Source organism: Pseudomonas sp. MG-9 (assembly GCF_018729515.1).
Lineage (GTDB): Bacteria > Pseudomonadota > Gammaproteobacteria > Pseudomonadales > Pseudomonadaceae > Aquipseudomonas > Aquipseudomonas serboccidentalis.
Window position 1 is genome coordinate 124,733 of sequence record NZ_JAHHZH010000008.1, and the last position, 25,444, is coordinate 150,176.

General features: G+C 61.2%; 25 protein-coding genes. 10 read left to right on the top strand and 15 right to left on the bottom strand.

What is annotated here, in order from left to right; all coding sequences use genetic code 11:
- Nucleotides 1-53 precede the first annotated feature (53 nt).
- The 3 genes from KKQ10_RS20960 to KKQ10_RS20970 all read right to left on the bottom strand — a co-directional run bounded on the left by KKQ10_RS20960 (nucleotide 54) and on the right by KKQ10_RS20970 (nucleotide 2,774).
- On the bottom strand, nucleotides 54-221 hold the full coding sequence (locus tag KKQ10_RS20960) for a DUF2474 domain-containing protein (RefSeq protein WP_215502175.1): 168 nt from the start codon (nucleotides 219-221) through the stop codon (nucleotides 54-56).
- Between the two features lie 99 nt (nucleotides 222-320).
- On the bottom strand, nucleotides 321-1,328 hold the full coding sequence (gene cydB, locus KKQ10_RS20965; RefSeq protein WP_102354486.1) for a cytochrome d ubiquinol oxidase subunit II: 1,008 nt from the start codon (nucleotides 1,326-1,328) through the stop codon (nucleotides 321-323).
- 3 nt (nucleotides 1,329-1,331) lie between these two features.
- Nucleotides 1,332-2,774 (bottom strand): cytochrome ubiquinol oxidase subunit I, encoded by a 1,443-nt coding sequence (locus KKQ10_RS20970; RefSeq protein ID WP_215502176.1) that lies wholly within the window; start codon nucleotides 2,772-2,774, stop codon nucleotides 1,332-1,334.
- A gap of 391 nt (nucleotides 2,775-3,165) precedes the next feature.
- Here KKQ10_RS20970 and KKQ10_RS20975 point away from each other — a divergent pair, with 391 nt between their 5' ends.
- Nucleotides 3,166-4,404 (top strand): MFS transporter, encoded by a 1,239-nt coding sequence (locus KKQ10_RS20975; RefSeq protein WP_127652624.1) that lies wholly within the window; start codon nucleotides 3,166-3,168, stop codon nucleotides 4,402-4,404.
- A 6-nt stretch (nucleotides 4,405-4,410) separates the two neighbouring features.
- On the opposite strand, the gene KKQ10_RS20980 is transcribed toward KKQ10_RS20975, so the two are convergent.
- Both KKQ10_RS20980 and KKQ10_RS20985 read right to left on the bottom strand, forming a co-directional pair.
- Nucleotides 4,411-4,962, bottom strand: coding sequence for a DJ-1 family glyoxalase III (locus KKQ10_RS20980; protein ID WP_215502177.1), 552 nt, complete (start codon nucleotides 4,960-4,962; stop codon nucleotides 4,411-4,413).
- Between the two features lie 66 nt (nucleotides 4,963-5,028).
- Complete coding sequence (locus KKQ10_RS20985) at nucleotides 5,029-5,478, bottom strand: DUF4879 domain-containing protein (protein WP_127652626.1); 450 nt, start codon at nucleotides 5,476-5,478, stop codon at nucleotides 5,029-5,031.
- A 222-nt stretch (nucleotides 5,479-5,700) separates the two neighbouring features.
- Here KKQ10_RS20985 and KKQ10_RS20990 point away from each other — a divergent pair, with 222 nt between their 5' ends.
- On the top strand, nucleotides 5,701-6,996 hold the full coding sequence (locus KKQ10_RS20990; protein WP_127652627.1) for an NCS2 family permease: 1,296 nt from the start codon (nucleotides 5,701-5,703) through the stop codon (nucleotides 6,994-6,996).
- Nucleotides 6,993-8,072, top strand: coding sequence for a tRNA (uridine(54)-C5)-methyltransferase TrmA (gene trmA / locus KKQ10_RS20995; protein ID WP_215502178.1), 1,080 nt, complete (start codon nucleotides 6,993-6,995; stop codon nucleotides 8,070-8,072). Before KKQ10_RS20990 ends, trmA begins: the two co-directional genes overlap by 4 nt.
- A 56-nt stretch (nucleotides 8,073-8,128) precedes the next feature.
- Here trmA and KKQ10_RS21000 read toward each other — a convergent pair whose 3' ends face one another.
- Nucleotides 8,129-8,575, bottom strand: coding sequence for a DUF2442 domain-containing protein (locus KKQ10_RS21000; RefSeq protein WP_215502179.1), 447 nt, complete (start codon nucleotides 8,573-8,575; stop codon nucleotides 8,129-8,131).
- A complete protein-coding gene (locus KKQ10_RS21005; RefSeq protein ID WP_215502180.1) occupies nucleotides 8,572-9,000 on the bottom strand; it encodes a DUF4160 domain-containing protein in 429 nt (142 codons plus the stop codon). Before KKQ10_RS21005 ends, KKQ10_RS21000 begins: the two co-directional genes overlap by 4 nt.
- 332 nt (nucleotides 9,001-9,332) lie before the next feature.
- On the opposite strand from KKQ10_RS21005, the gene aroQ reads away from it, so the two are divergent.
- Together aroQ and KKQ10_RS21015 are read left to right on the top strand one after the other, a co-directional pair.
- Nucleotides 9,333-9,782: a type II 3-dehydroquinate dehydratase gene (gene aroQ, locus KKQ10_RS21010; RefSeq protein WP_215502181.1), complete on the top strand. Its 450-nt coding sequence runs from the start codon at nucleotides 9,333-9,335 to the stop codon at nucleotides 9,780-9,782.
- Complete coding sequence (locus KKQ10_RS21015; protein WP_215502182.1) at nucleotides 9,779-10,633, top strand: shikimate dehydrogenase; 855 nt, start codon at nucleotides 9,779-9,781, stop codon at nucleotides 10,631-10,633. The genes aroQ and KKQ10_RS21015 overlap by 4 nt, the downstream gene beginning before the upstream one ends.
- A gap of 78 nt (nucleotides 10,634-10,711) precedes the next feature.
- On the opposite strand, the gene KKQ10_RS21020 is transcribed toward KKQ10_RS21015, so the two are convergent.
- Nucleotides 10,712-11,389 carry a TetR/AcrR family transcriptional regulator gene (locus KKQ10_RS21020; RefSeq protein WP_127652443.1) on the bottom strand — a complete coding sequence of 226 codons (678 nt, stop codon included), beginning with the start codon at nucleotides 11,387-11,389 and terminating at the stop codon, nucleotides 10,712-10,714.
- Between the two features lie 102 nt (nucleotides 11,390-11,491).
- Nucleotides 11,492-13,393, bottom strand: coding sequence for a 3-dehydroshikimate dehydratase QuiC (gene quiC / locus KKQ10_RS21025; protein ID WP_215502183.1), 1,902 nt, complete (start codon nucleotides 13,391-13,393; stop codon nucleotides 11,492-11,494).
- 346 nt (nucleotides 13,394-13,739) lie between these two features.
- Here quiC and KKQ10_RS21030 point away from each other — a divergent pair, with 346 nt between their 5' ends.
- Nucleotides 13,740-15,077, top strand: a complete 1,338-nt coding sequence (locus KKQ10_RS21030) for an MFS transporter (RefSeq protein ID WP_127652441.1) — start codon at nucleotides 13,740-13,742, stop codon at nucleotides 15,075-15,077.
- 101 nt (nucleotides 15,078-15,178) lie between these two features.
- On the opposite strand, the gene KKQ10_RS21035 is transcribed toward KKQ10_RS21030, so the two are convergent.
- Both KKQ10_RS21035 and KKQ10_RS21040 read right to left on the bottom strand, forming a co-directional pair.
- Nucleotides 15,179-16,069: a DMT family transporter gene (locus KKQ10_RS21035; protein ID WP_127652440.1), complete on the bottom strand. Its 891-nt coding sequence runs from the start codon at nucleotides 16,067-16,069 to the stop codon at nucleotides 15,179-15,181.
- A 144-nt stretch (nucleotides 16,070-16,213) separates the two neighbouring features.
- Nucleotides 16,214-16,990 carry an IclR family transcriptional regulator gene (locus KKQ10_RS21040; RefSeq protein ID WP_215502184.1) on the bottom strand — a complete coding sequence of 259 codons (777 nt, stop codon included), beginning with the start codon at nucleotides 16,988-16,990 and terminating at the stop codon, nucleotides 16,214-16,216.
- Nucleotides 16,991-17,275: 285 nt separating this feature from the next.
- On the opposite strand from KKQ10_RS21040, the gene ypfJ reads away from it, so the two are divergent.
- Together ypfJ and KKQ10_RS21050 are read left to right on the top strand one after the other, a co-directional pair.
- On the top strand, nucleotides 17,276-18,169 hold the full coding sequence (gene ypfJ, locus KKQ10_RS21045; protein WP_127652438.1) for a KPN_02809 family neutral zinc metallopeptidase: 894 nt from the start codon (nucleotides 17,276-17,278) through the stop codon (nucleotides 18,167-18,169).
- Complete coding sequence (locus tag KKQ10_RS21050; RefSeq protein WP_215502185.1) at nucleotides 18,170-19,123, top strand: alpha/beta fold hydrolase; 954 nt, start codon at nucleotides 18,170-18,172, stop codon at nucleotides 19,121-19,123.
- 117 nt (nucleotides 19,124-19,240) lie between these two features.
- Here the strand turns inward: KKQ10_RS21050 and KKQ10_RS21055 are convergent, their stop codons facing one another.
- From KKQ10_RS21055 to KKQ10_RS21065, 3 genes are all read right to left on the bottom strand, one after another.
- The gene (locus tag KKQ10_RS21055) at nucleotides 19,241-19,834 is read right to left on the bottom strand and encodes an HAD family hydrolase (RefSeq protein ID WP_127652436.1); all 594 of its coding nucleotides are present in this window, start codon (nucleotides 19,832-19,834) and stop codon (nucleotides 19,241-19,243) included.
- Nucleotides 19,831-20,700, bottom strand: a complete 870-nt coding sequence (gene tesB, locus KKQ10_RS21060; protein ID WP_127652435.1) for an acyl-CoA thioesterase II — start codon at nucleotides 20,698-20,700, stop codon at nucleotides 19,831-19,833. The genes KKQ10_RS21055 and tesB overlap by 4 nt, the downstream gene beginning before the upstream one ends.
- Nucleotides 20,701-20,805: 105 nt before the next feature.
- Entirely contained in the window at nucleotides 20,806-21,375 is a 570-nt protein-coding gene (locus KKQ10_RS21065) for a GNAT family N-acetyltransferase (RefSeq protein ID WP_127652434.1), read from the bottom strand.
- Nucleotides 21,376-21,471: 96 nt separating this feature from the next.
- Here KKQ10_RS21065 and KKQ10_RS21070 point away from each other — a divergent pair, with 96 nt between their 5' ends.
- Both KKQ10_RS21070 and KKQ10_RS21075 read left to right on the top strand, forming a co-directional pair.
- The gene (locus KKQ10_RS21070; protein WP_127652433.1) at nucleotides 21,472-22,392 is read left to right on the top strand and encodes a histone deacetylase family protein; all 921 of its coding nucleotides are present in this window, start codon (nucleotides 21,472-21,474) and stop codon (nucleotides 22,390-22,392) included.
- Between the two features lie 279 nt (nucleotides 22,393-22,671).
- Nucleotides 22,672-23,916, top strand: a complete 1,245-nt coding sequence (locus KKQ10_RS21075; protein WP_215502186.1) for a TIGR03862 family flavoprotein — start codon at nucleotides 22,672-22,674, stop codon at nucleotides 23,914-23,916.
- 139 nt (nucleotides 23,917-24,055) lie between these two features.
- On the opposite strand, the gene rhlE1 is transcribed toward KKQ10_RS21075, so the two are convergent.
- Nucleotides 24,056-25,396 (bottom strand): RNA helicase RhlE1, encoded by a 1,341-nt coding sequence (rhlE1, locus tag KKQ10_RS21080; RefSeq protein ID WP_215502187.1) that lies wholly within the window; start codon nucleotides 25,394-25,396, stop codon nucleotides 24,056-24,058.
- Nucleotides 25,397-25,444: the final 48 nt, after the last annotated feature.

Genomic DNA, 25,444 nt, shown 5'->3' on the forward strand with positions numbered 1-25,444 from the left:
CCGCGGTACAGAGGGTCATAAATCCGTGCCCAGGGGCAACGGGACGGGATGTTTCAGTGCGAGGTCAGACCGGCTGCGTTCATGAACAGGCGCATCAGGCTGGCGACAATGAACAGCGCGCCGACGCTACCGATCCAGATCAGGGCCAACCAGCCGAGCCGCTGCCACAGCGGCTTTTTTTCGGCCTCTTCAATCTCATGCAAGGAATGTTTGCCGCTCATTGCATCGATCCTCTGTCAGGCGATGGCGGCGCTGACGATGCCATCGTCGGAACGCCGCCCGGAACCGACCCGCTCCCACAAGGTGAGCGGAGCGGCAGATTAGTGGTAACCGTCTTCATGGGTGACCTTGCCGCGGAACACGTAGTAGCTCCAGAAGGTGTAGCCCAGGATGAACGGGATGATGAACAGCGTACCGACCAGCATGAAGCCTTGGCTCTGCGGTGGTGCGGCAGCATCCCAGATCGATATCGACGGCGGCACGATGTTCGGCCACAGGCTGATGCCCAGACCGCTGTAGCCGAGGAAGATCAGTACCAGGGTCAGCAGGAACGGCATGTAGTTGGCGTTGCGCGCCACCGCGCGAATCAAGCCGTACATCGTGACGAGCACCAGAATCGGTACCGGCATGAACCAGAACAGGTTCGGCGTGCTGAACCAGCGTGTGGCGATTTCCGGATGGGCCAGCGGCGTCCACAGGCTGACGATACCGATCACCGCCAGCAGCACGAATGCCAGCGGCCGCGCCAGGTTGTGCATTTGCTCCTGCAGCTTGCCTTCGGTTTTCATGATCAGCCAGGTGCAGCCGAGCAACGCATAGGCCACCACCAGCGCAGCGCCGCAGAACAGGGTGAACGGTGTCAGCCAGTCCAGTGAGCCGCCGGCGTATTGCCGATTGACCACCGGCAAGCCGTCGATGAACGCCCCCAGCGCCACGCCCTGGAAGAACGTCGCCGCCACCGAGCCGCCGATGAACGCCTTGTCCCACAGATGACGCTTGTCGTCTTTGGCCTTGAAGCGGAACTCGAACGCCACGCCGCGGAAAATCAGGCCGATCAGCATGAAGATCAGCGGCAGGTACAGCGCCGAGAGCACCACCGAATAGGCCAGCGGGAACGCGCCGAACAACGCTGCGCCACCCAGTACCAGCCAGGTTTCATTGCCGTCCCATACGGGTGCGACGGTGTTCATCATCACGTCACGGTCGGTCTTGCCCGGGATGAACGGGAAGAGAATCCCGATCCCCAGGTCGAAGCCATCCATGACCACGTACATCATGATGCCGAAGATGATGATCACGGCCCAGATCAGCGGAAGATCAATACCCATGATTCAAATCTCCTTGGTCAGGCTGGAGCGGTGGTCAGCGTCGGCGCCTTCGTCATCAGCCGCAGACAACGGACGGGCCGGTGTGCGTTTCTGGCCAGGACCACCGCTGTTGGTTTCCTTGCCCTCGTCGGTTTTCGGCCCTTTGCGCACCAGCCGCATCATGTAACCCAGGCCGGCGCCGAACAGCGCGAAATACACCACGACGAACATGATCAGGGTGATGCTCATCTGCATGAAGCTGTGGTTGGAGGACGCATCTGCCGTGCGCATGAGCCCGTAGACCACCCACGGCTGACGACCGATTTCTGTGGTGAACCAGCCGGCGAGAATCGCGATCAGGCCGGACGGCCCCATCCACAACGCCAGATACAGGAACGGCCGCGAGGTGTAGAGCGAATCGCGCTTGCGCAGCCACAGGCTGCACAGACCGGTGAAGATCATCAGGAAACCGAGGCCGACCATGACCCGGAACGACCAGAACACAATGGTCGAGTTCGGCCGGTCTTCAGGCGGGAATTCCTTGAGGGCCGGCACCTGCTTGTCCAGCGAGTGGGTCAGGATCAGGCTGCCGAGGTACGGGATCTCCACGGCGAATTTGGTTTTCTCTTCTTTCATGTCCGGCCAGCCGAACAGGATCAACGGTGTGGCTTCGTTGCCTTTATTTTCCCAATGGCCTTCGATTGCGGCGATTTTTGCCGGTTGATGCTCGAGGGTGTTGAGCCCGTGGAAGTCACCGATAACCGCCTGGATCGGCGCGACGATCAGCGCCATCCACATTGCCATCGACAGCATGGTGCGGATCGCCGGGTTGTCCTTGCCGCGCAGCAGGTGCCAGGCCGCCGACGAACCGACGAAGAAGGCCGTGGCGACGAACGCTGCCGTCGCCATGTGCATCAGGCGGTACGGGAACGACGGGTTGAAGATGATTGCCAGCCAGTCGGTAGGAATCACCTGACCGTTGACGATCTCGAAGCCCTGCGGGGTCTGCATCCAGCTATTGGAGGCGAGAATCCAGAACGTCGAGATCAGCGTGCCGATGGCCACCATCACCGTAGAGAAGAAGTGCAGGCCGCGCCCGACCTTGTTCCAGCCGAACAGCATCACCCCGAGGAAACCCGCCTCGAGGAAGAATGCCGTGAGCACCTCGTAAGTCAGCAGCGGTCCGGTGACAGAGCCGGCGAAGTCCGAGAAGCGGCTCCAGTTGGTGCCGAACTGGTAGGCCATGACCAACCCCGACACCACCCCCATGCCGAAGTTGACGGCAAAGATCTTCGACCAGAAGTGGTAGAGATCCCGGTAGGTGTCATTGTGGGTCTTCAACCACAGGCCTTCGAGCACCGCCAGGTAGCTCGCCAGACCAATGGTGATGGCCGGGAACAGGATGTGGAACGAGATGGTAAACGCGAACTGAATTCGGGCGAGATCGAGTGCCTCTAAACCGAACATATGGCTTCCTCTGTCAGGTAATACCGGCGTTGGGGCTTGTGGCCCCTGCCTACTGCCCCCACGGATATGGAGTGCGGCGAATTCTGATTCGTTCTTTTTTAACAACCATCGCAGCGCAGGGAGTCTGGCCAACGGGCCACCAGAGCATGGCCCGGGAGGGTCTTGATCTGGATCAAGCAACGTTGAAAGAGTAGTCCCATTTCCGACGAAGAACCGCGTGGTCGTTTGCCGCGTGACAAGTTGCCTCAGGATTGGGTCGGCGATCTGAAATACATTCCCTGTGGGGTATCGGGATAATCGATGTCTGGCTAACTAATTTTTTCTCCTAGCCACTTCCTATTACAGACTGGTGATAATCTCGCGTTTCTCCTCAAGCCAGACCTGCCTTCAGATGCCCAGCCAAGAGCCCCTGCTGTTACGTCACCATCGTCCGTTTCTCGCGTTCTGGTTTGCCCGGATTTTCACTGCCAGTGGCTTTCAGATGCTCACCGTGGCGATCGGCTGGAACCTGTACCAGTTGACCGGCAACGTGCTCGACCTGGGCCTGGTCGGTCTGGTGGAATTCGCGCCACGGGTGCTGTTCATGCTGCACACCGGGCATGTCGCCGACCGTTATGATCGACGCAAGGTCGCCGCGATTTGCCAGTCGTTGCAGGCGTTGATCGCGCTTGCACTGGCCATCGGCAGTGCGACCGACCACGTCACCCGCGAAATGATCTTCATCCTCGCCTTCCTGCTCGGCGCGGCGCGCTCCTTCGAGATGCCGACCACCCAGGCTTTGCTGCCGAGCATCGTGCCCAGCGCCCTGTTTCCACGGGCGGTCGCTGCAGCGCAATCGGCTCAACAGTCAGCAACTATCGTCGCACCGGCCCTCGGTGGCTTGCTTTACGCGTTCGGAAGCGTCTGGGTGTATGGCCCGACGGTATTGCTCTATGTCATTGCCTGCACCTTGATGCTCAACCTGCCCGCGCGGCAAACGCCGCTGAACAAAGGCAAAGCCACGCTGGACTCTTTGCTGGCGGGGATTCGCTTCATTCGCAGCCGCCCGGATATTCTCGGGGCAATTTCGCTGGATTTGTTTGCGGTACTGCTCGGCGGGGCCACGGCGTTGCTGCCGGTCTTCGCCAAGGACATTCTGCTGACCGGGCCGTGGGGCCTCGGTCTGTTGCGTTCGGCACCGGCGGTCGGCGCACTGGGGATGTCGCTGTTCCTCGCCCGATTCGCCGTCGAGCGCAACGTTGGTCGGGTGATGTTCACCGCCGTCGGCGTGTTCGGTGTGGCAACCATTGCCTTCGGCCTGTCGACTTCGTTCTGGTTCTCGCTGGCGGTGCTGGTGGTGCTCGGCGCGGCGGACATGATCAGCATGGTGATCCGCGCCTCCTTCGTGCAACTGGAAACCCCGGACGAAATGCGCGGCCGGGTCAGCGCAGTGAACGGCCTGTTCATCGGCGCCTCGAACCAGTTGGGCGAATTCGAATCCGGCCTCACCGCGCACTGGTTCGGCACTGTGCCGGCGGTGGTGATGGGCGGGATCGGCACGCTGGTGGTGACCGGGACGTGGATCAAACTGTTCCCGAGCTTGGCCAACCGCGACCGAATGCATGTGCCGATGGAAGAGGTGAAGGTCTGAGCTTCGTCAAACCGACATCTCCCCCGCTACCTTGGCCCGCAACGCCTTGCCGCCAAGCTGCTCAACCAGCGTCAGGGCGAACGCCAGTGCGCCGCCGGAGCCTTGGGCGGTGATGCAATTGCCGTCGACCACCACCGGTTGATCAACAAACGTACAGCCTGATAGTTGATGGCTGGCACTCGGCAGGCAGGTCATGCGCCGTTGACGTAATACGCCTGAGGCTTGCAGGGCGATGGCCGGGGACTCGGCGATGGCGGCAAACAGGCGTCCGGCGCTGGCCTGGTCCTTGAGCAGTTGTTGCAACGGCTGATGCGCGGCGAGGTGCTGGGCGCCGATGGCGCCGCCGGGCAGAACGATCAGGTCGAAGGTCTGCGCCAGCACGTCGACCAGCATGCCGTCCGCCGTCAGGCGCGTGCCGCGTGCGCAGGTCAGCATGCGCCGGCCTTCGATGCTGGCCGCCACGACTTCGACGCCGGCGCGGCGCAGCACGTCGATCAAGGTCACGCTTTGCAGGTCATCGATGCCCTCGGCGAGGGTAATCAGGGCTCTAAAGGTCATAAGTGCAATCCGCTGAGTGACCTTTAAAGCGTAGCCAGCTTTACCCTGCTCTGTTCACCGCAACGGTTACTTGATGTACAGCTGGGTCGACATCGTATTGCGCGGCGCGTTGATCGAAGTGTTGCTGAAGCTGAAAGTGCCTTCCTGTTTACCCGCCAGATCGAAGGTATACAGCGAGCCGACGGTGTTACGGCCGGGGGTGCACTCGGTCAGATTGCCGTTATCGAAGGCACACACCGGGGCCCGGGTGCCGTTCACTTCAAAACCGTCCAGCGTGGCGTGCGGCTGATTCTGGCCATAGCCGACTTCCAGCACATACACCTTGATGCTCGGCCCGGCGTGATTGCATTGGGTCTGGGTCTGTCCATCACCGATGTCTTCCAGGCCACAGGCCGGCGACTGGACCTTGATCACTTTCACTTGCGTCAATGGCTGCGCCGAGGCGGCCAGTACCACAGGCGCCCCGGCCATCAGCGCAGCAATCAAACCCCAAGCCTTCATCCCGCGCGTGCTCATGCGTTTCCCATCCCGAAAAAATCAGCGCGCAGTATGGCGCAGTTGGCCCTGTGGCAAAACTTCGACGACGTTCGGCGCCAACAACCGCCATATTCCTCACGCTGCTGGTATGATGCGCGGCTTTTTCCGGCCCACCACAAATTCCCAGGCGCTTGCGACGGTCTGTGCTTTGCTGTTGAGGTCGATACATTCACGGCGCCACGCGCGCCACGGGGAGCAGACATGCTGGAAAGGCTGTTTCAACTCAAGGCACACAACACCAACGTGCGTACCGAGATTCTGGCGGGCGTCACGACCTTCCTGGCCATGGCCTACATTCTGTTCGTCAACCCGAGCATCCTCGGCGAGACCGGCATGGACAAGGGCGCGGTGTTCGTCGCCACCTGCCTGGCAGCCGCCATCGGCTCGACCATCATGGGCCTGATCGCCAACTACCCGATCGCCCTCGCACCGGGCATGGGCCTGAACGCCTTCTTCACCTACACCGTGGTTCTGCACATGGGCCACACCTGGCAAGTGGCGCTGGGCGCGGTGTTCATTTCGGCGGTGTGCTTCTTCCTGCTGTCGATCTTCCGCATCCGCGAATGGATCATCAACAGCATCCCGCTGCCGCTGCGCTCGGCGATTGCCGCCGGTATCGGCCTGTTCCTGGCGCTGATCGCCCTGCACAACGCCGGCATCGTGGTCAGCAACCCGGCGACCATGGTCGGCCTCGGTGAGCTGAAAGCCCCGGCACCGATCCTCGCCACCCTCGGCTTTGCCCTGATCGTCGCCCTCGAAGCCCTGAGAGTGCGCGGTGCAGTACTGATCGGCATTCTGGCAGTGACCATCGTTTCCATCGCCATGGGTTTCACCCCGTTCAACGGCGTGACCTCGATGCCACCTTCGCTGGCGCCGACCTTCATGCAACTGGACATCAAGGGCGCGCTGGACATCGGTCTGGTCAGCGTGATTTTCGCTTTCCTGTTCGTCGACCTGTTCGACAACTCCGGCACCCTGATCGGCGTCGCCAAGCGCGCCGGCCTGATGGGCAAGGACGGCCACATGCCGAAAATGGGTCGTGCACTGATCGCTGACAGCACCGCCGCCATGGCCGGTTCGCTGCTGGGTACCTCAACCACCACCAGCTATATCGAATCCGCTGCCGGCGTGAGTGCTGGCGGTCGTACCGGTCTGACGGCCGTCGTCGTGGCGTTGCTGTTCCTGCTGGCGCTGTTCTTCTCGCCACTGGCGGCCAGCGTTCCGGCGTTTGCCACCGCACCGGCATTGCTGTTCGTCGCCGTGCTGATGACTTCGGGTCTGGCGGAAATAGACTGGGAAGACATCACCGTCGCCGCACCGGTGGTAATCACCGCGCTGGCGATGCCGTTCACCTACTCGATCGCCAACGGCATCGCGTTCGGTTTCATTTCCTGGACCGTGATCAAGCTGCTGTCGGGCCGCGTCCGCGAGCTGAACCCGGCGCTGGTGATTCTGTCGATTCTGTTTGTGATCAAGTTGGGTTGGTTCAACGCATGACTTTCGATTCCCAGGCCTACGCCACTCAGCTCGAAGACAAGGTCACGCGTTTGCGTGACCTGCTGGCCCCGTTCGATGCACCAGAGCCGACCGTGTTCGACTCGCCGCTGCAAAACTTCCGCCTGCGCGCCGAATTCCGCCTGTGGCGCGAGGCCGGTGAGCGGCATTACGCGATGTTCTCCCAGGACGACAAACGCACGCCGATCCTGATCGAAGAGTTCCCGATCGCCAGCCTGCGCATCAACCAGTTGATGCCGCAGCTCAAGGCCGCGTGGCAAGCCAGCTCGGCGCTGAGCCACAAGCTGTTCCAGGTCGAGTTTCTGACCACCCTGGCCGGCGATGCGATGATCACCCTGTGCTACCACCGTCCGCTGGACGAGCACTGGCATGCCGCTGCCACCCAACTGGCCGCTAATCTCAACGTCAGCGTCATCGGTCGTTCCAAGGGCAAACGCGAAGTCATCGGCCACGATTACGTGGTGGAAAAACTCGACGTCGGCGGCCGCACCTTCAGCTACCGCCAGCCGGAAGGCGCGTTCACCCAACCCAACGGCACGGTGAACCAGAAGATGCTCAACTGGGCATACGAAGCGTTAGGCGATCGCAGCGACGATCTGCTGGAGCTGTACTGCGGCAACGGTAACTTCACCTTGCCGCTCGCCACTCGCGTGCGCAAAGTGCTGGCCACCGAGATCAGCAAGACCTCGGTCAACGCCGCACTGAGCAACCTCAGCGAAAACGCTGTGGATAACGTCACGCTGGTGCGTCTGTCCGCCGAAGAGCTGACCGAAGCGCTGAACGAAGTCCGACCGTTCCGTCGCCTGCAAGGCATCGACCTCAAAAGCTACGAGTTCGGCAGCGTGTTCGTCGACCCACCGCGAGCCGGCATGGACCCGGACACCTGCGAGCTGACCCGCCGTTTCGACAACATTCTGTACATCTCCTGCAACCCGGAAACCCTGGCCGCCAACATCGCCCAGTTGCACGACACGCATCGCATCACCCGCTGCGCGCTGTTCGACCAGTTCCCGTGGACGCATCACATGGAGTCCGGGGTGTTGCTGACCCGGCGTTGATTGCCGGTTCCCGGATGCAAAAAAGCCGTCGTGATCGACGGCTTTTTTGTGGGGGCTTACGGTGCGATATCGGTTTTACGGGGTCGCCCGCCCTTTTTGCCATTCGCTCGTGCAGCTTCAGACTTTGCAGCACTGCTTTGACGACCGTTGCGCGAAGCAACCACCGAGGCCGCCATCCTCATAAGTGACGGGTTCGCCGAAATCATTCCGGCAATGGAAACGTCAAGGTTTTTGCCTTCATGGCAAAGCGCAGTGCCTGCGAAACCGACTGTCAGGCCCTCATAATCGCCGGCCTCAAACCCGTCGAACTCTGGATACTGATTCACCGGTAACAACACACCGCTGCCGTCTTCAAAATGGATGACCAGAGATGGTTTTTCAAAGCTCACAGAAACGGCGTGCAAACTGCTGGCTTGTCGTGCTTCGCCACGCTGTATGGCTGCATCGAGCATGTCTTCCGTCAGTGGACGATGTACCGACGGCCTGGCCTTGATGACTTTCATAAATGGATTTCAACTCCTTCCAGTTTGCCGACCAATGTCAGAAGTACTGTGTCTGCTTCTGGATCATAGCGCGCGGCACCGATCCTGTAGGTCGTGTCGGTGACCGGCTTCATCACGGGGACTTCGTTTGATTCGCAGTCCCACACCTGATTGTCGAGACAGACGGTTTGCACGCCCGACCACCAGATCCCTCGTGCGCGACGCAGATGAGCAGGTTGCCCCAGTGATCGACACAAGCCCTCCAGCACGGACATCGGCGGTCGACGAGAAAGCGGTACGACATCCCACAGATCAATGTCGTTGTGCCAGAAGCTGAACTGGAATCGGGCGTTCCAGGCACCCGCGTTCACATGAGCGTGCGGTGGGCAATGTTCATCTCGCAACATAATGCGCATCGACAATCCCTTGTAGCTGCATACCTTCATGCTAACCCATCCGTTAGGTTAATAAGTTTCAGGATTCGATAATCCTTTCAAATCCGACGATCGGCGCTGCACAGCACGCGCTGGTTCTCACCACTCTCAGGCTAGCGTCGGCGGGGGTCAGAAGTGGGTAAATCTTCGAGGGAAAACGTAAGCAAAGCTGTCGTTACAATTCGAACAATCTTCACCACGCAAATGGCTTGTGTGCGATCACCGAACAAAAAGCACCAAGGCCAACGCACTTCAATTGACCATGGTAACCATCTGGTACATTTTACCTCCACAGGCTGAAACCCTCGGCCCAAGCCAAAAACAACAAGTGGAGTTTGCCCCCAATGCCCCCTATCGTTCTGGTGCTCAACGGCCCGAACCTGAACCTGCTCGGCACCCGTGAACCGGCGACCTACGGTCACGAAACCCTGGCTGATATCTCTGCCCTGTGCGGCCGCGCCGCCGAAGAGTTCGGCCTGGCTGTGGAGTTTCGCCAGACCAATCACGAAGGCGAATTGCTCGACTGGATTCATGCCGCACGCGGACGCTGCGCCGGGATCGTGATCAACCCGGCCGCCTGGACGCACACCTCGGTGGCGATCCGTGACGCCTTGGTCGCCAGTGAGTTGCCGGTGATCGAAGTGCACCTGTCCAACGTCCATACGCGCGAGCCGTTCCGCCATCATTCGTTCGTCTCGGCCATCGCAACGGCGGTGATGTGCGGCTTCGGCAGCCATGGCTACCGCCTGGCTCTGGAACATTTCAGCCAACGACTGAAGGGGCGTGCAGCATGAGCCGTAAACCGGCAATACTGGCCGGACTGATCGGCGCCGGCATCCAGGCTTCGCGCACGCCGTCGCTGCATGAACACGAGGGCGACGCCCAGGGCCTGCGCTACCTGTATCGTCTGATCGACCTCGATCAGTTGCAACTCGACAGCAACGCCCTGCCCGACTTGCTGCAGGCCGCCGAGCGCATGCACTACACCGGCCTGAACATCACCTTCCCGTGCAAACAGGCGATCATCCCGCTGCTCGACGAGCTGTCGGCGGAAGCCCGGGGCATCGGCGCGGTCAATACCGTGGTGTTCAAGGACGGCAAACGCATCGGCCACAACACCGATTGCCTGGGCTTTGCCGAAGGGTTTCGTCGCGGCTTGCACGACGTCGCCCGTGAGCGAGTGGTGCAGATGGGGGCTGGCGGCGCCGGGGCGGCAGTGGCTCACGCGCTGCTGAGTGAAGGTGTCCGACAACTGAGCATTTTCGACGTCGACCGCGAGCGCGCCGAGAGTCTGGCGAACAACCTCAACCAGCATTTCGGCGCCGGTCGCGCCATCGCCGGGCGCGATCTGCCGGGCACATTGAATCAGGCTGATGGCCTGGTGAACACCACGCCGATGGGCATGGCCAAACTCCCGGGTACGCCAGTGCCGGTCGAGTGGCTGCGCAAGGCATTGTGGGTCGCGGAGATCGTGTATTTCCCGCTGGAAACCGAACTGCTGCGCAACGCCCGCGCCCTCGGTTGCCGCACGCTGGACGGCGGCAACATGGCGGTGTTTCAGGCGGTGAAGGCGTTTGAGCTGTTCAGCGGCGTGGTGCCGGATGCGCAGCGAATGCTCGCGCATTTCCAAAGCATGAACGTTTAAAGATCACAAGATCGCAGCCTTCGGCAGCTCCTACACAAAGCCCTGTAGGAGCTGCCGAAGGCTGCGATCTTTTGCTTGTCACGGCTGCAAGTAGCGCAATACCGACTCGCAGATCATCTCGCGATGGCGCTGCTTGATGGCTTCGTCCGGCAGGTCGATCTGAAAAATCTCACCGAACGTGTGGCGGTTCGAGACGCGATAGAAGCAGAACGAGCTGATCAGCAAGTGCACGTCCAGCGCATCGAGCCCGGCGCGGAACACGCCTTCCTCGGCGCCACGGCGCAAAATCTCGCCCAGCGAATCGAGGATGGTGTTGTTCATCGCCTTGATCGCATCGGAACGCTTCACGAACTCGGCGTTGTGGATGTTTTCGATGCAGACGATGCGCACGAAATCGACGTTGCGGTCATGGTGATCGAAGGTGAACTCCACCAACCGACGGATCGCCAACACCGGTGGCAACTCAGCCAGGTGCAGGCGGTTTTCGGTGCTGCGGATGTCGCCGTAAAGCTTCTCCAGCACCTCGACGTACAACTGCTCCTTACTGCCGAAGTAGTAATAGATCATGCGTTTGGAGGTGTGGATGCGCTCGGCGATCGCGTCGACGCGGGCGCCGGACAAGCCCTGCTGGACGAACTCGACGATCGCCTCCTGCAGGATGTTCTCGCGGGTCTTTTCCGGGTTGTTCTTGCGACTCTTGCGCGGCTCGATGCCTGATACGACGGGAGCGGCGGGGAGTTCTGATGTCATTGTCATTGCGGGCTCACGGCCATCACTGCACAGGTTGGCGATTATGGGCCGCGCTGCACAGTGAAGGAAGCCGCGCGGCCCGTGTTTAATCTCGCGCTTACGAATTTCCTACAACTTCGCCTGGCGCACCACGCCGCTGCGCGATTTGGCCATCGCCGCCAGACGCACCGCGACGTTCGCCGCACCGTAACCGGCGTATCCGTTTTTACGCTGGATGATCTCGAAGAAGAAGCGTCCCTCGAACGGTTCGGTGTACACATGAAACAGCTCGCCGCCCTGGGCATCACGGTCGTAAAGCACGTTGTAATAGGCCAGCTCGCTGAGAAATTCGTCATCGAAATCGAAGCGCGCAGCAAGGTCGTCGTAATAGTTGAGCGGGATATCCAGCAGCGGCACCCCCGCCTCTTTGGCGCGGCTGACTTCGGCGAAGATGTCGTCACAATCGAAGGCGATGTGATGCACACCGGAACCGCGATAGCTCGACAGCGCATGGGAGATCGCAGTGTTGCGGTTTTCGGAGATGTTCAGCGGCAAGCGGATCGAACTGTCGCGGCTACGCAGCGCCCTGCTCTTCACCAGACCGTAAGGGTCAGGCAGCACCACTTCATCGTCGGCCTCGAAATCCAGCAGGCTCTTGTAGAACAGCACCCAACTGTCGAGGCTGTCGGCCGGCAACGCCATGGCCATGTGGTCGATGCGCTTGAGGCCGCCACGGGCGACCGCGTCTGGCAGCAGATGGAAGTCGGTGCCATAGACGTCTGCCGCCTCATCCACCAGATAAATCAGGCTACCGTCCGGCGCACGCACGGCGGCCAGTTCCAGTTCATTGGGGCCGACCAGTCCGCGATAGGGCTGGCCCTTGTAGGCGACGGCGCGGGCCAGGGCACTGGCGCTGTCCTTGACCCGCACGGCGGTGGCGCACAGCGACGGGCCATGGGCCTCGAAAAAACTGTGGCCGAACGAATACGGTTCGGCGTTTAGGATCAGGTTGATATCGCCCTGACGCAACAGGCTCACGCTCTTGGAGCGGTGCTGCCCGGCCTTGACGAAGCCCAGCCGCTCCAGCCAGTTCGTCAGTTTGGCGCCGAGCGCTTCGTCCACCGCGAACTCAAGAAACTCGATGCCGTTGTACTCGCTGGCCTTCGGCGTTTCGAACAGGATTTCGCGGTTAGCCACCGGGGTAGTTTGTTGTTCCAGACGCTGACGGGTCTTCTCTTCCAGATACAGCAGCGAGCGCAAACCATCAGCAGCGTTGGCCCGAGGTGGCGCGGCGCGGAAGCCATCGTTGAAGATTTCCAGCGACAACGGCCCGGTGTAACCGCTCTGGATGATCGGCGCGAGGAACCCCGGCAGATCGAATTCGCCTTGTCCCGGGAAGCAGCGGAAATGCCGGCTCCACTCCAGCACATCCATGGCGAGGATCGGCGCGTCGGCCATTTGCACGAAGAAGATCTTGTCGCCGGGAATGTCGGCGATAGCGGCCGGATCGCCCTTGAGCGACAAGGTGTGGAAGCTGTCGAGCAGCACGCCGAGCGCCGGGTGATCGGCCTGGCGCACGATGTCCCAGACCTGCTGATACGTATTGACGTGCCGACCCCAGGCCAGCGCTTCATAGCCGATGCGCAGCCCGCGAGCGCCCGCGTGCTCAGCCAGCAGGCGCAGATCATCAACCAGAATCTGCCGGTCGCCGACGCTGTCCGCCGAGGCGTTGCTGCACACCAGCACCAGGTCGGTGCCCAGTTCCTGCATCAGGTCGAACTTGCGCTCGGCCCGCTCCAGATTGCGCGCCAGACGATCACGCCGGCAGCCTTCGAAGTCGCGAAACGGCTGGAACAAAGTGATCGCGATTCCCAGATCAGCGCACATCTGCCGGATTTCCCGCGGGCTGCCGTCGTAATACAGGAGATCGTTTTCAAAGATCTCGACACCGTCGAACCCGGCGGCGGCGATGGCTTCGAGCTTTTCCGGCAGGGTGCCGCTCAGGGAAACGGTGGCAATGGAACGCTGCATGCTTCTACTCCCGGACTGCGCCGCTTTAATGTAGGAGCTGCCGAAGGCTGCGATCTTTTGATGCTGCTTTTCAAATCAAGATCAAAAGATCGCAGCCTTCGGCAGCTCCTACAGAGGATGGTTTTTATAGTGAGGGAAATTATTGGCTGCATGACTGCGCACAGCAATTTAAAGTGTACTACCCGGTTAGTTTTGCGTGCGATTATCGAACACAATGGCGATTCGACGAATTGACGATTTTTCGTCCACTGCCCACCATCGACGTCACATTGAGTCCGCAAGTGAACCTTCGGTCGCAGTGCCTTGCAAACAACACCACATAACAAATTCAAAAACGGGTGGAACAATGATTCCTTCACAGACTTCCCGCATGGCTCCGGCCATGAGCACTGCCACGGGTGGCATCGGCGACAAGATCCGCGGCGCCATGGCCGTCGGCAAGACCCGTTGGGGCATGCTGGCGCTGGTGTTTTTCGCCACGACCCTGAACTACATCGACCGCGCCGCCCTCGGCGTCATGCAGCCCATCCTCGCCAAGGAAATGAGCTGGACGGCGATGGATTACGCCAACATCAACTTCTGGTTTCAAGTCGGCTACGCCATCGGCTTCGTCCTGCAGGGACGCCTGATCGACCGGGTCGGCGTGAAGCGCGTGTTCTTCTGCGCGGTGCTGCTCTGGAGCCTGGCCACCGGCGCCCATGGCCTGGCAACGTCGGCCGTCGGCTTCATGGTCTGCCGCTTCATCCTCGGCCTGACCGAAGCGGCCAACTACCCGGCCTGCGTGAAAACCACACGCCTGTGGTTCCCCGCCGGTGAACGTGCAGTGGCTACCGGCATCTTCAACGCCGGGACCAACGTCGGCGCAATGTTCACGCCGATGCTGCTGCCGCTGATCCTCCATGTCTGGGGCTGGCAGGCCGCGTTCCTCTGCATGTCGGCGCTGGGCGGGATCTGGCTGCTGTTCTGGGGCTTGAAGTACTTCAACCCGGAAGACCACCCGAGCGTTAAACAGTCCGAGCTTGAGTACATTCAACAGGAAGTCGAACCGGAACAGGCCCGCGTCCCGTTCTCGCGCATCCTGCGCATGCGTGGCACCTGGGCCTTCGCCCTCGCCTATTCGCTGACGGCGCCGGTGTTCTGGTTCTACCTGTACTGGCTGCCGCCGTTTCTCAATCAGCAATACAACCTGGGCATCAACGTGACCCAGATGGGCATCCCGCTGATCATCATCTATGTCACCGCCGACTTCGGCAGTGTCGGCGGCGGCATTCTGTCTTCATTCCTCATCGGTCGCGGGATGAACTCGATCAAGGCGCGGCTGCTGTCGATGTTCCTGTTCGCCTGCTGCATCATCGGCGTGATCATGGCGGCCGGCTCGGCCAATCTGTGGGTCGCGGTGGCTGCCATCTCCCTGGCGATTGGTGCGCATCAGGCCTGGACCGCGAACATCTGGAGCCTGGTGATGGACTACACACCCAAGCACATGATGAGCACGGTGTTCGGTTTCGGCGGCATGTGCGCAGCGATCGGCGGGATGTTCATGACCCAGATCGTCGGCCACATCCTGACCGTCACCAACAACAACTACACGGTGCTGTTCACGCTGATTCCGGCGATGTATTTCATTGCGCTGACCTGGATGTACTTCATGGCTCCGCGCAAGATTCCTGACCTCACCGAGTAACCTGCCTATACCACTCCCTTGTAGGAGCTGCGGCACGCTGCGATCTTTTGATCTTGATTTTGAAGATCAAAAGATCGCAGCCTCGTTTCACTCGTCAGCTCCTACACGGGTTGATGTTTTCTGCTCTGTTGCCACGCTGCCGCCAGTCCACTGCAACAGATCACCGCGATACCGATCACCGTCAAAAGGCTCGGCGTGTGATTGAACACCACCCACCCCAACAATCCCGCAAACACGATCTGGCAGTAACCAAACGGCGCCAGCAAGGCCGGTGCCGCATGGCGGAACGCCTGGGTCAGAAACAGGTGCGCAGTCATCCCGCAACTGCCCAGCGCCAGCATCAATGCAGCATGCGTCAATGTCGGCACTTGCCAGAAGAACGGCACCAGCGCACTCATCACCAGCGTGTTGCACAGACCGGCGAAGAAGTTGCTGGTGGTCGGGCTATCGACCTCGCTGAGCTTGCGCGTGAGCAGTTGATAGAAGCAGAAGAACAACGCCGAGCAGAACGGCAGCAGCACCGCCGGGGTGAACAATTCACCTCCCGGGTGGACGATGATCAGCACACCGATGAATCCGCAGATCACCGCAATCCATTGCCCGCGCGTCACCCTTTCCTTGAGCAACGGCACCGACAACGCCGTCACCAGCACCGGCGCAAGAAAGTTGACCGCCGTGGCCTCGGCCAGCGGGATGTACAGCAGCGCGGTGGTGAAAAACAGACTGGTGCCGAGCAGGCACAGTGCTCGCGCCAACTGCCATAACGGCCGTTTGGTGCGCAGCACGCGCAGCCCCGATTGCGGCAGGAAAATCCCCGCCATCAGCAAGGTGTGCACCAGATAACGGGCCCACACCACCATGATGATCGGGTAGAAGCCCGAGAGGTATTTCGACAGGGCGTCGTGGCTGGAGAACAGGAAGGTCGCCACGACAATCAGCAAGATCCCCTTGAAGGGTTGGTTGACACCGGAGAGCGGAGTGCTGACGGTCATGGGCTATCTCTGATGGGTGAATCAACGGCGGCTACGGATAATTTAGAACTGCGTTCCAGATTCCTACAACCCTGAAGCGGAAAAGTGGGCGAACACCGCCCGGTTTCCCTGAATCTTCCACACGCAATCGACAGGGATGGCGATTCAGGCAAACAACTCCGAAGCCAGACTCGCCGCCGACAGCTCTTCGGTGAACGTCAGCAATAACGGCGCCAACTCATGCAACCGCGCCCCCGGCATCCGCGCAGTCGGCCCGGCGATGCTCAACACGCCAATCACCCGGCCGTCAGCGGGATGCCGCACCACCGCGGCAATCGCCGACGTGCCCAGCGCCGAACTTTCTTCGACGCAGGCATACCCCTGCTCGCGCGCGAGCCGCAAGCGCTCAAGCAATTCACTATTGGAGCGCGGCGCATTCGGCCCGATATCCGCCGGCACCCCGGCGCCCTGGCGCTCGACCCGCGACAACGCTTCGGCATCGGTCATGCTGGCGAGCCAGGCGTGGCCCGACGCGGTGTAAAACAGCGGCGCATCGCGGCCCATGTCAGGGTCGTAGCGCAGACCGGTGCGCGCCCCCTGAGCCTTGGCGATCCAGGTCTGGCGCTCACCGTCGATAACCCCCAGCCGCACCAGCTCGCCGGTTTCCCGGGCCAGTCGATCAAGCACCGGTTGCACGATGTCGGCACCACTGCTCGACAGATAACGAAAGCTCATCGCGACCAATTTGGTCGACAAGTGATAGCGCAAGGTCTCCGGATTCTGCCGCACGTAGCCCAGCCGAACCAGCTCCGCGAGCAAGCGGTGAGTGGCACTTTTCGGGATGTCGATCTGCTCGGCCAGCGCCTGCAACGGCACCCCGCGCGGATCACTGGTGAGGCTTTCCAGCACACTGAAAACCCGTTCGATTTGACTGCCGGCCATGTTGAAATCCCAGAAAAAAGTGGCGAATTCTAAAATACAGGCAAAGCACACCAAATCTGGAACTGCAATCCGATAACCGCCCACTTTCTTGCCCCCTGCACAGTGCGGCAAGAGAAATCCGCCAATCGATTGAATTAGTCGCGCACATGCTCGTCAATAACAGGCCCGCCCTCGCGACCCGAGGCCGGGCCTGCTTGAATGTGCGCCAATAGACGGACGACCGGACTGGCGCCACACTCACACACCAGCAACACTCATCACCACGTACAGATAGAGGATTCCCACATGCTATGGAAAAAAGGCCGACGCAGTGACAACGTTGTCGACGCCCGGGGTGATGAGGGCGACAGCGGTGGCGGCGGCATGCGTTTCGGTGGCGGCAAGGGCCTGAGCCTTGGGGCGATCCTGCTGATCGTGGGTATCGGCTGGATCACCGGACAGGATCCATTGCAGATCCTCGGCCAGCTCACCGGGCAGATGACCGAGCAATCAGCCCCGGCCACTACGCAAACCCGTCAGGCGCCTCCGGCCAATGACCAACAAGCCGAATTCGTCCGTTCGATCCTGGGCGATACCGAAGACACCTGGGGCGCGATCTTCCAGCAGGCCGGGCGCCAATATAAGGACCCGACCTTGGTGCTGTTCAGCAACCGGGTGAATTCCGCCTGCGGTCTCGCCACCTCGGCCACCGGCCCGTTCTATTGCCCGGCGGATCAGAAAGTCTATCTGGACATGGCGTTCTTCCAGGAAATGGCCCAGCGCTTCAAGGCTGCCGGCGACTTCGCCCAGGCCTATGTGATTGCGCACGAAGTCGGCCACCATGTGCAGACGCTGCTCGGCGTCTCGGCAAAAATTCAGGCCGCGCGTCAGCAGGGTCGGCAGATGCAGGGCGACGGCGGTTTGCTGGTGCGTCAGGAATTGCAGGCCGACTGCCTGGCCGGTGTCTGGGCCTACCATGCGCAAAAGCGCCTGAACTGGCTGGAACCCGGTGACATCGAAGAGGCCTTGAACGCGGCCAACGCCATCGGTGATGATCGCCTGCAACAACAGGGTCAGGGCCGTGTGGTGCCGGACTCGTTCACCCATGGTACGTCGGCGCAACGAGTGCGCTGGTTCAAAACCGGATTCGCCCAGGGCCAGGTCGGCCAGTGCGATACCTTTGCCGCGAAAAACCTGTAAATGCGCAAATGGCTTTTGGCTTTACTGATCATCGGCGGCAGTGCCCAGGCCGCCGGTGTCGATGCGATCAGTCCCGGGCGCCTGCAATTGAAGGCCGGGGAGATGGCCGTCGGCATCGGCCCGGCGCCGGAGAAAATCGAACGGGTGCTGATCGTCATTCACGGTCGTCTGCGCAACGCCGAGACCTACCGCAAAAGCGCCGAAAGCGCCGCAGCACTGGCCGGGCAAACCGCGCACACGCTGGTGATCGCCCCGCAGTTTCTCAACGAAAGTGACGTCGCCCTGTATTCCCTGCCGAACACATTGCTGCGCTGGAAAGGCAACGAGTGGATGGGTGGCGGGTTATCCACAGGCCCGAACCCGCTGAGTTCCTACGCCGCACTGGACGAAATCGTCGCCCGGATCAGCGATCGCAAGCAGTTTCCGGACGTAAAGCAGATCGTGATTTTCGGCCATTCCGGTGGCGGTCAGGTGGTGCAGCGCTATGCCCTGCTCGCCAAGGATCAGCCGGCGCTGAAGGCCAACGGCATTCGCCTGCGGTATGTGGTGGCCAACCCGTCGTCGTACGCATATTTCAATGAACAGCGGCCGGTGGCGTTCGATCACGCACACTGCCCGGGCTTCAACCGCTGGAAGTACGGTCTGACCGACATGCCGGTGTACGCCGGTGGGCAAACGCCGTTGCAGCTTGAAAGCAGTTACATCAAGCGTGAGGTGATTTATCTGCTCGGCCAACAGGACATCGACCCGCAGCATCCGGCGCTGGACAAGAGCTGCGCCGCCGAAGCCCAGGGCGCTTATCGCCTGGAACGCGGCAAACTGTTTTTCGGCTACCTGCTGCGCCGCCATCCGGAAGGGGTGAATCAGCGGCTGGTTGAAGTGCCCGGGGTGGGGCATAACGGCGATGGAATGCTGACGTCGCCCGAAGGGCAAAAAGCGTTGTTTGAGCAGTAAGCTGTTTGGTGGAGTTGATGCCCTCTTCGCGAGCAAGCTCGCTCCCACAGGGGAATTGTATTCCCAATGTGGGAGCGAGCTTGCTCGCGAAGAGGCCCGGTCAGACAAAGTAGATTCTCAGGCCGAAAGCATCTGCCGCAACACCACACAATCCTGCGCATGCCAATCCGTCAGCTCCGGCCACGGGTTATCCGGCAAATTCACCAGCACCGTCCGTGCCCCGGCCGCTCGCCCGCAATCCAGGTCGAAGCGGTAATCACCGACCATCACCATCTCGCTGGCCGGCACCTTCCAGGCCTCGGCCAGTTTCAGCAAACCTCCGGGATGCGGCTTGGGCGGGGCTTCGTCGCGGCCCAACACATCTTCCACGGCGAAGCAGTCAGCCAGGCCAATCGCTTCGAGCGTCACATGCGCCAGTTCCCGCGCGTTGCGCGTCAGAATGCCAAGGCGATAACCACGCCCGTGCAGGTCGCGCACCAGCTCCACCGCTCCGGCTGCCGGTTTTGAACCCAGCGCCAGATCACGCTCATGCTCCAGCAGCCACGCATGTTTAGCCGCCGCCTCATCGGCAGGCAACGCCGCGAGATGGGTGAGAATGTCGTCCTCGGGCGGAATCGCCAGCGCCACGCGGATTGCGGCAAAATCGTGCACCGCGACCGTCAGGGTGCCGTCCATGTCGAACACCCAGTGCTTCACATCGCTCAGGCTCATGCCCAGTCCTTGCGGTGACGAATCAAGCCTTCCTGGGTGACCGACGCCACCAACTGCCCGGCGCGGTTGTACACGCTGCCACGGGAGAAACCACGGGAGTTGCCGGCCCACGGGCTGTCCATCGCATAGAGCAGCCAGTCATCGGCGCGCAGATCATTGTGGAACCACAGCGCGTGATCGAGGCTGGCGACCTGCATGTCTTTCTGCCAGACCGACTTGCCGTGGGGCAGCATCGAGGTGGTCAGCAGCCCGAAGTCCGAGGCGTAGGCCAGCAGGTATTTGTGCAATGCCGGAATGTCGGCCAGCGCACCGTCGGCGCGGAACCACACGTACTTCACCGGATCGGCTGGCTGCGGGTTGTACGGGTCTTTTTCGGTGACCGGGCGCACTTCGATCGGTTTCGGGCACAGCAGTTTTTCGCGCATGAGCTCGGGGATCAGGTGCGCGCGCTGCTGGGTCAGTTCCAGCTCCGACGGCAGGTTTTCCGGACCGACCACCACCGGCATCTGGCTCTGGTGCTCGAAGCCTTCTTCGTCGTACTGAAACGACGCACTGCAGGTAAAGATCGGGTGCCCCTTCTGGATCGCCGTCACCCGCCGGGTGCTGAAACTGCCGCCATCACGCACACGATCAACCGAGTACACCACCGGCAACTTGGCGTCGCCCGGGCGCAGAAAGTAGCCGTGCATCGAATGCACATGGCGCGCCTCTTCAACCGTCTGACTGGCCGCCGACAGCGACTGGCCGAGCACTTGACCACCGAACAACTGACGGAAACCCAAGTCCTGGCTGCGGCCACGGAACAGGTTTTCCTCGATTGGTTCCAGGGTCAGCAGGTCGACCAGATCTTCCAACACTTGGCTCATTCAGACTCTCCTCACACAACGCTATGCCGCGCAGTCTTGGCTGCGGCGGCCCATTCAGGTTCTGGCGCGAGCCACTGTCGCGCCATTGTAAACGTCCGTGTCGGCTTAGCCATGCAAGGTCTGTAGCCATTGCTCCCGGGTGATGCGGTACAACAGATGCCGACGCAACGGGTGATCGACGGCAAGTTTGGGGTGATCGAAATCATCGGCCGGATCGTGATGCATGCCAATCGCCTGCATGACTTTCTCCGACGGCAGATTGCTTTGTGCGGTGAAGGACACGATCTCCTTCAGTGCCAGCCGATCGAAGCCCGCGCGCAATGCGGTCCAGGCCGCCTCACTGGCGTAGCCCAGGCCCCAATGCTCGCGGGCCAGACGCCAGCCGATTTCCACCGCCGGAGTGAATGGCGCATCGAAACCGACCACACCGAGGCCGGTAAAACCGATGAACTCTCCGCTGTCCTTGCGCTCCAGCGCCCATAGACCGAAACCGTGCTCGGCAAAATGCCCGCGCACCCGGCCGATCATCGACGCACTTTCCAGACGACTCATCGGCGCCGGAAAATAGCGCATCACCTGCGGATCGGCGCACATCGCTGCAAATGCCGGCAAATCCTCGTCGCGCCACTGGCGCATCAACAGGCGTGCGCTTTCGAGTTCGTTTATCGGCTCCATCGTGCCCCTCCGTTTCCATGCCGCAAGTCTACATCGCTGGTAGGATCCTTCACGCTTTCCTGCGTTCCTGATCCCACGTTCTGATAAGAAATCACCATGCCACTGCCGCTGATCTACCACGAAGACTACAGCCCCGAGTTTCCGGCGGATCACCGCTTTCCGATGGACAAGTTCCGCTTGCTGCGCGATCACCTGATCGACAGCGGCCTGACCCGCGACGCCGACCTGCTGCGTCCGCAGATCTGTCCCAACGACATCCTCGCCCTGGCCCATGACCGTCGCTATATCGAACGCTACATGAGCGGCGAGTTGTCCCGCGAAGACCAGCGGCGTCTCGGTCTGCCGTGGAACGAAGCGCTGGCCCGACGCACCGTGCGGGCCGTGGGCGGTTCGATTCTGGCGGCAGAAAAAGCCCTGGAGCACGGCCTGGCCTGTCACCTGGCCGGCGGCACGCATCACGCCCACTACGATTACCCGGCCGGGTTCTGCATTTTCAATGACCTGGCGATCATCAGCCATTACCTGCTGCAAAGCGGTCGGGTGAACCGGGTGCTGATCTTCGATTGCGACGTGCATCAGGGCGATGGCACCGCGCGAATTCTCCACGACACCCCAGAGGCAATCACCGTTTCCCTGCACTGCGAAAAGAATTTTCCTGCACGCAAGGCCGAAAGCGACTGGGACATCCCACTGCCCAAAGGCATGGGCGATGCCGACTATTTGAAGGTGGTCGATGACACGCTCAACTACCTGCTGCCGCTGTATCAACCGGATCTGGTGCTGTACGACGCCGGGGTCGATGTGCACAAGGACGACGCCCTCGGTTATCTGCAGCTGACAGACGCCGGCGTCGCCGCCCGCGATGAAAGCGTGATGCGCCATTGCCTGGGCCGCGACATCCCGGTGGTCGGCGTCATCGGTGGCGGCTACAGCAAGGATCGCCACGCCCTCGCCCGCCGCCACGGCATCCTGCATCACAGCGCGCAACGGGTCTGGACGTCACACGGTTGTCATTAAGCTGTGCTGCGTTACCCACAATGGCTGTGGAACGGCCTGTGGATAACCTGAGCGAAAGGGACTACAGGCCACACTGGATATGGCCTGCAATGCACTGATCAATTTTCAACCAGATCCTGGAATTCACCTTCGATACCCTTGTAGGAGCTGCCGCAGGCTGCGATCTCTTGATCTTGTTTTGTAAGGTTCAAGATCAAAAGATCGCAGCCTGCGGCAGCTCCTACACGGATCCCGGCTGTTAGAATGCGCGCCTTATCCCGCCATACCGCAGCGCACGCCATGACCCAGACTTCCGCCCCCCTCCCCGCTCACGTCGCCATCATCGGCGGTGGCCCCGCCGGCCTGATGGCCGCCGAAGTGCTGAGCCAGGCCGGCGTGCGCGTCGATCTGTACGACGGCATGCCTTCGGTGGGGCGCAAGTTCCTGCTGGCCGGGGTCGGCGGCATGAACATCACCCATTCCGAAGCCTATCCGGCGTTCCTCGCGCGCTACGCCGAACGCGCGCCGCAGATCGCGCCGTTGCTGCGCGCCTTCGACGCCGATGCGTTGTGCCGCTGGATTCATGAACTGGGCATCGAAACCTTCATCGGCAGTTCCGGCCGGGTGTTCCCCACCGACATGAAGGCCGCGCCGTTGCTACGCGCCTGGCTCAAGCGCCTGCGCGACAGCGGCGTGGTTATCCACACCCGGCATCGCTGGCTCGGTTGGGATGAACACGGCGCACTGCGCATCGCCAGCCCCTACGGCGAAATAACCGTCAAACCCGATGCCACCCTGCTCGCCCTTGGCGGCGGCAGTTGGTCGCGCCTGGGTTCGGACGGCGCGTGGATGCTGCCACTGGAGCAAAAAGGCGTAGGACTGGCGCCGTTGCAGCCGAGCAATTGCGGCTTCGAGGTGCAGGCCTGGAGCGAGTTCCTTGTCAGCAAATTCGCCGGCGCACCGCTGAAAAACGTCGCCATCGGTTTGAACGACGATATCCCGCGCTTGGGCGAATGCGTGATCACCGCAACGGGTGTCGAAGGCAGCCTGATCTACGCGCTGTCGGCGCCGATTCGCGAAGCGATCAACGCGCATGGCTCAGCCACGGTGCACATCGATCTGCTGCCCGGCCGGCCTGTGGATAAATTACAGGCAGCGTTGAGCAAGCCGCGAGGTTCACGCTCGATGGCCAAGCATCTGCACAGTCAGGTCGGGATCGACGGGGTGAAAGCGGCGTTGTTGCGCGAACTGAGCGACGCCGCAACCTTTGCCGATCCCGGGCTGTTGGCCCGGGCGATCAAGGCTTTGCCGTTGACCCTGGTGAAAACCCGACCGCTGGACGAAGCGATCAGCAGCGCCGGTGGTGTGACGTTCAAGGCGATGGATGAGCGTCTGATGCTCAAGGCGTTGCCGGGGGTGTTCTGCGCGGGGGAGATGCTCGATTGGGAAGCGCCGACGGGCGGGTATTTGCTGACCGGATGCTTTGCCAGCGGGCGGGCTGCGGGGTTGGGGATGCTGGAGTGGTTGCAGCGCAAAACCCTGTAGGAGCTGACGAGTGAAACGAGGCTGCGATATTTTGATCGGTAAAAACAAGATCAAGAGATCGCAGCGTGCCGCAGCTCCTACAGGGGGGAACGCGTTCCCAATGTGCGAGCGAAGGTGTCCTTAGCGACGCCGCATCAAATCAAGGCTTACGCTTACGCGGCCCAGTATTGAACACCGGCACCTTACGCACAGGCTTGATCGAAGGCTCCGGCGCCTGGGTATCGCCACTGTCGACCCACTTGCCGAGATTGCGCTTGCCGCCACCGCCGCCGGAGGTCTTTGGCTTTTTCGGTTTCTTCGGCTTCTTGATCACCTGACCGCTGGCATCGGTATCCGGCACGCGGTGTTCAGGTTCGAAGTCCGGTTCGTTCTGGCGCTTCAAGGTCTGACGCGTGAGCATCTCGATCGCCGACAGCAGATTCACTTCGTCGGCACACACCAGCGAAATCGCCTCGCCGGTCGAGCCCGCACGGCCGGTACGACCGATGCGGTGGATGTAGTCCTCGGCGACGATCGGCAGGTCGAAGTTGACCACCAGCGGCAGGTCTTCGATATCCAGACCACGAGCCGCCACGTCGGTGGCCACCAGAATCTGCACTTCACTGAGTTTGAAACGATCCAGTGCACGCTGACGGGTCGCCTGCGGTTTGTCGCCATGGATGCCGTCGGCGTTGACACCGAGGCCCTGGAGTTTTTCCACCAGCGCGTCGACGCCGTTACGGGTCTTGGCGAACACCAGCACCTGCTTCCACTTGTTCTTGCGCATCAGGTGCACGAACAGTTCCGGCTTGCGCTTCTTGTCCACCGTCACCACCCACTGCTTGACGGTGTTGGCCGCCACGTTGCGCGGGCTGACTTCAATGCTCAGCGGATCGTTGAGCATCTGCCCGGCCAGCAGACGGATGTCATCGGAGAAGGTCGCGGAGAACAGCAACGTCTGGCGCTTCTTCGGCAGCATGCGGTAAATGTTCGCCAGTTCTTCGGAGAAACCCAGGTCGAGCATGCGGTCGGCTTCGTCCAGCACCAGGGTTTGCAACTGATCGAGTTTCAACGCGTTCTGGCGGAACAGGTCGATCAGACGACCAGGCGTGGCGACAAGCACGTCAACGCCGCCGCGCAGCTTCATCATCTGCGGGTTGATGCTGACGCCGCCGTACACCGCATAAGTGCGTAATGGCAGATTTTCAGCGTATTGGCGCACCGACTCATGAACCTGCTCCGCCAGCTCGCGGGTCGGCACCAGAATCAGTGCACGAGCCGAATTAGCGGCCACTTTCGGCCCTTCCATGGCCAGCAACTGCAGCAGCGGCAAGGCGAAACCGGCGGTCTTGCCGGTGCCGGTCTGGGCCGCAGCCATCAGGTCGCGACCGGCCAGAACGGCCGGAATGGCTTGCGCCTGGACCGGCGTTGGAGTCTGGTAGCCGAGCGTCTCGAGGGAGCGCAGCAAGGGTTCGATCAGGCCAAGGGTGGCGAAAGTCATGGGAATACCGTAGGAAAATTCAGCGCAGTTGTGCGACACGAGTGTGCA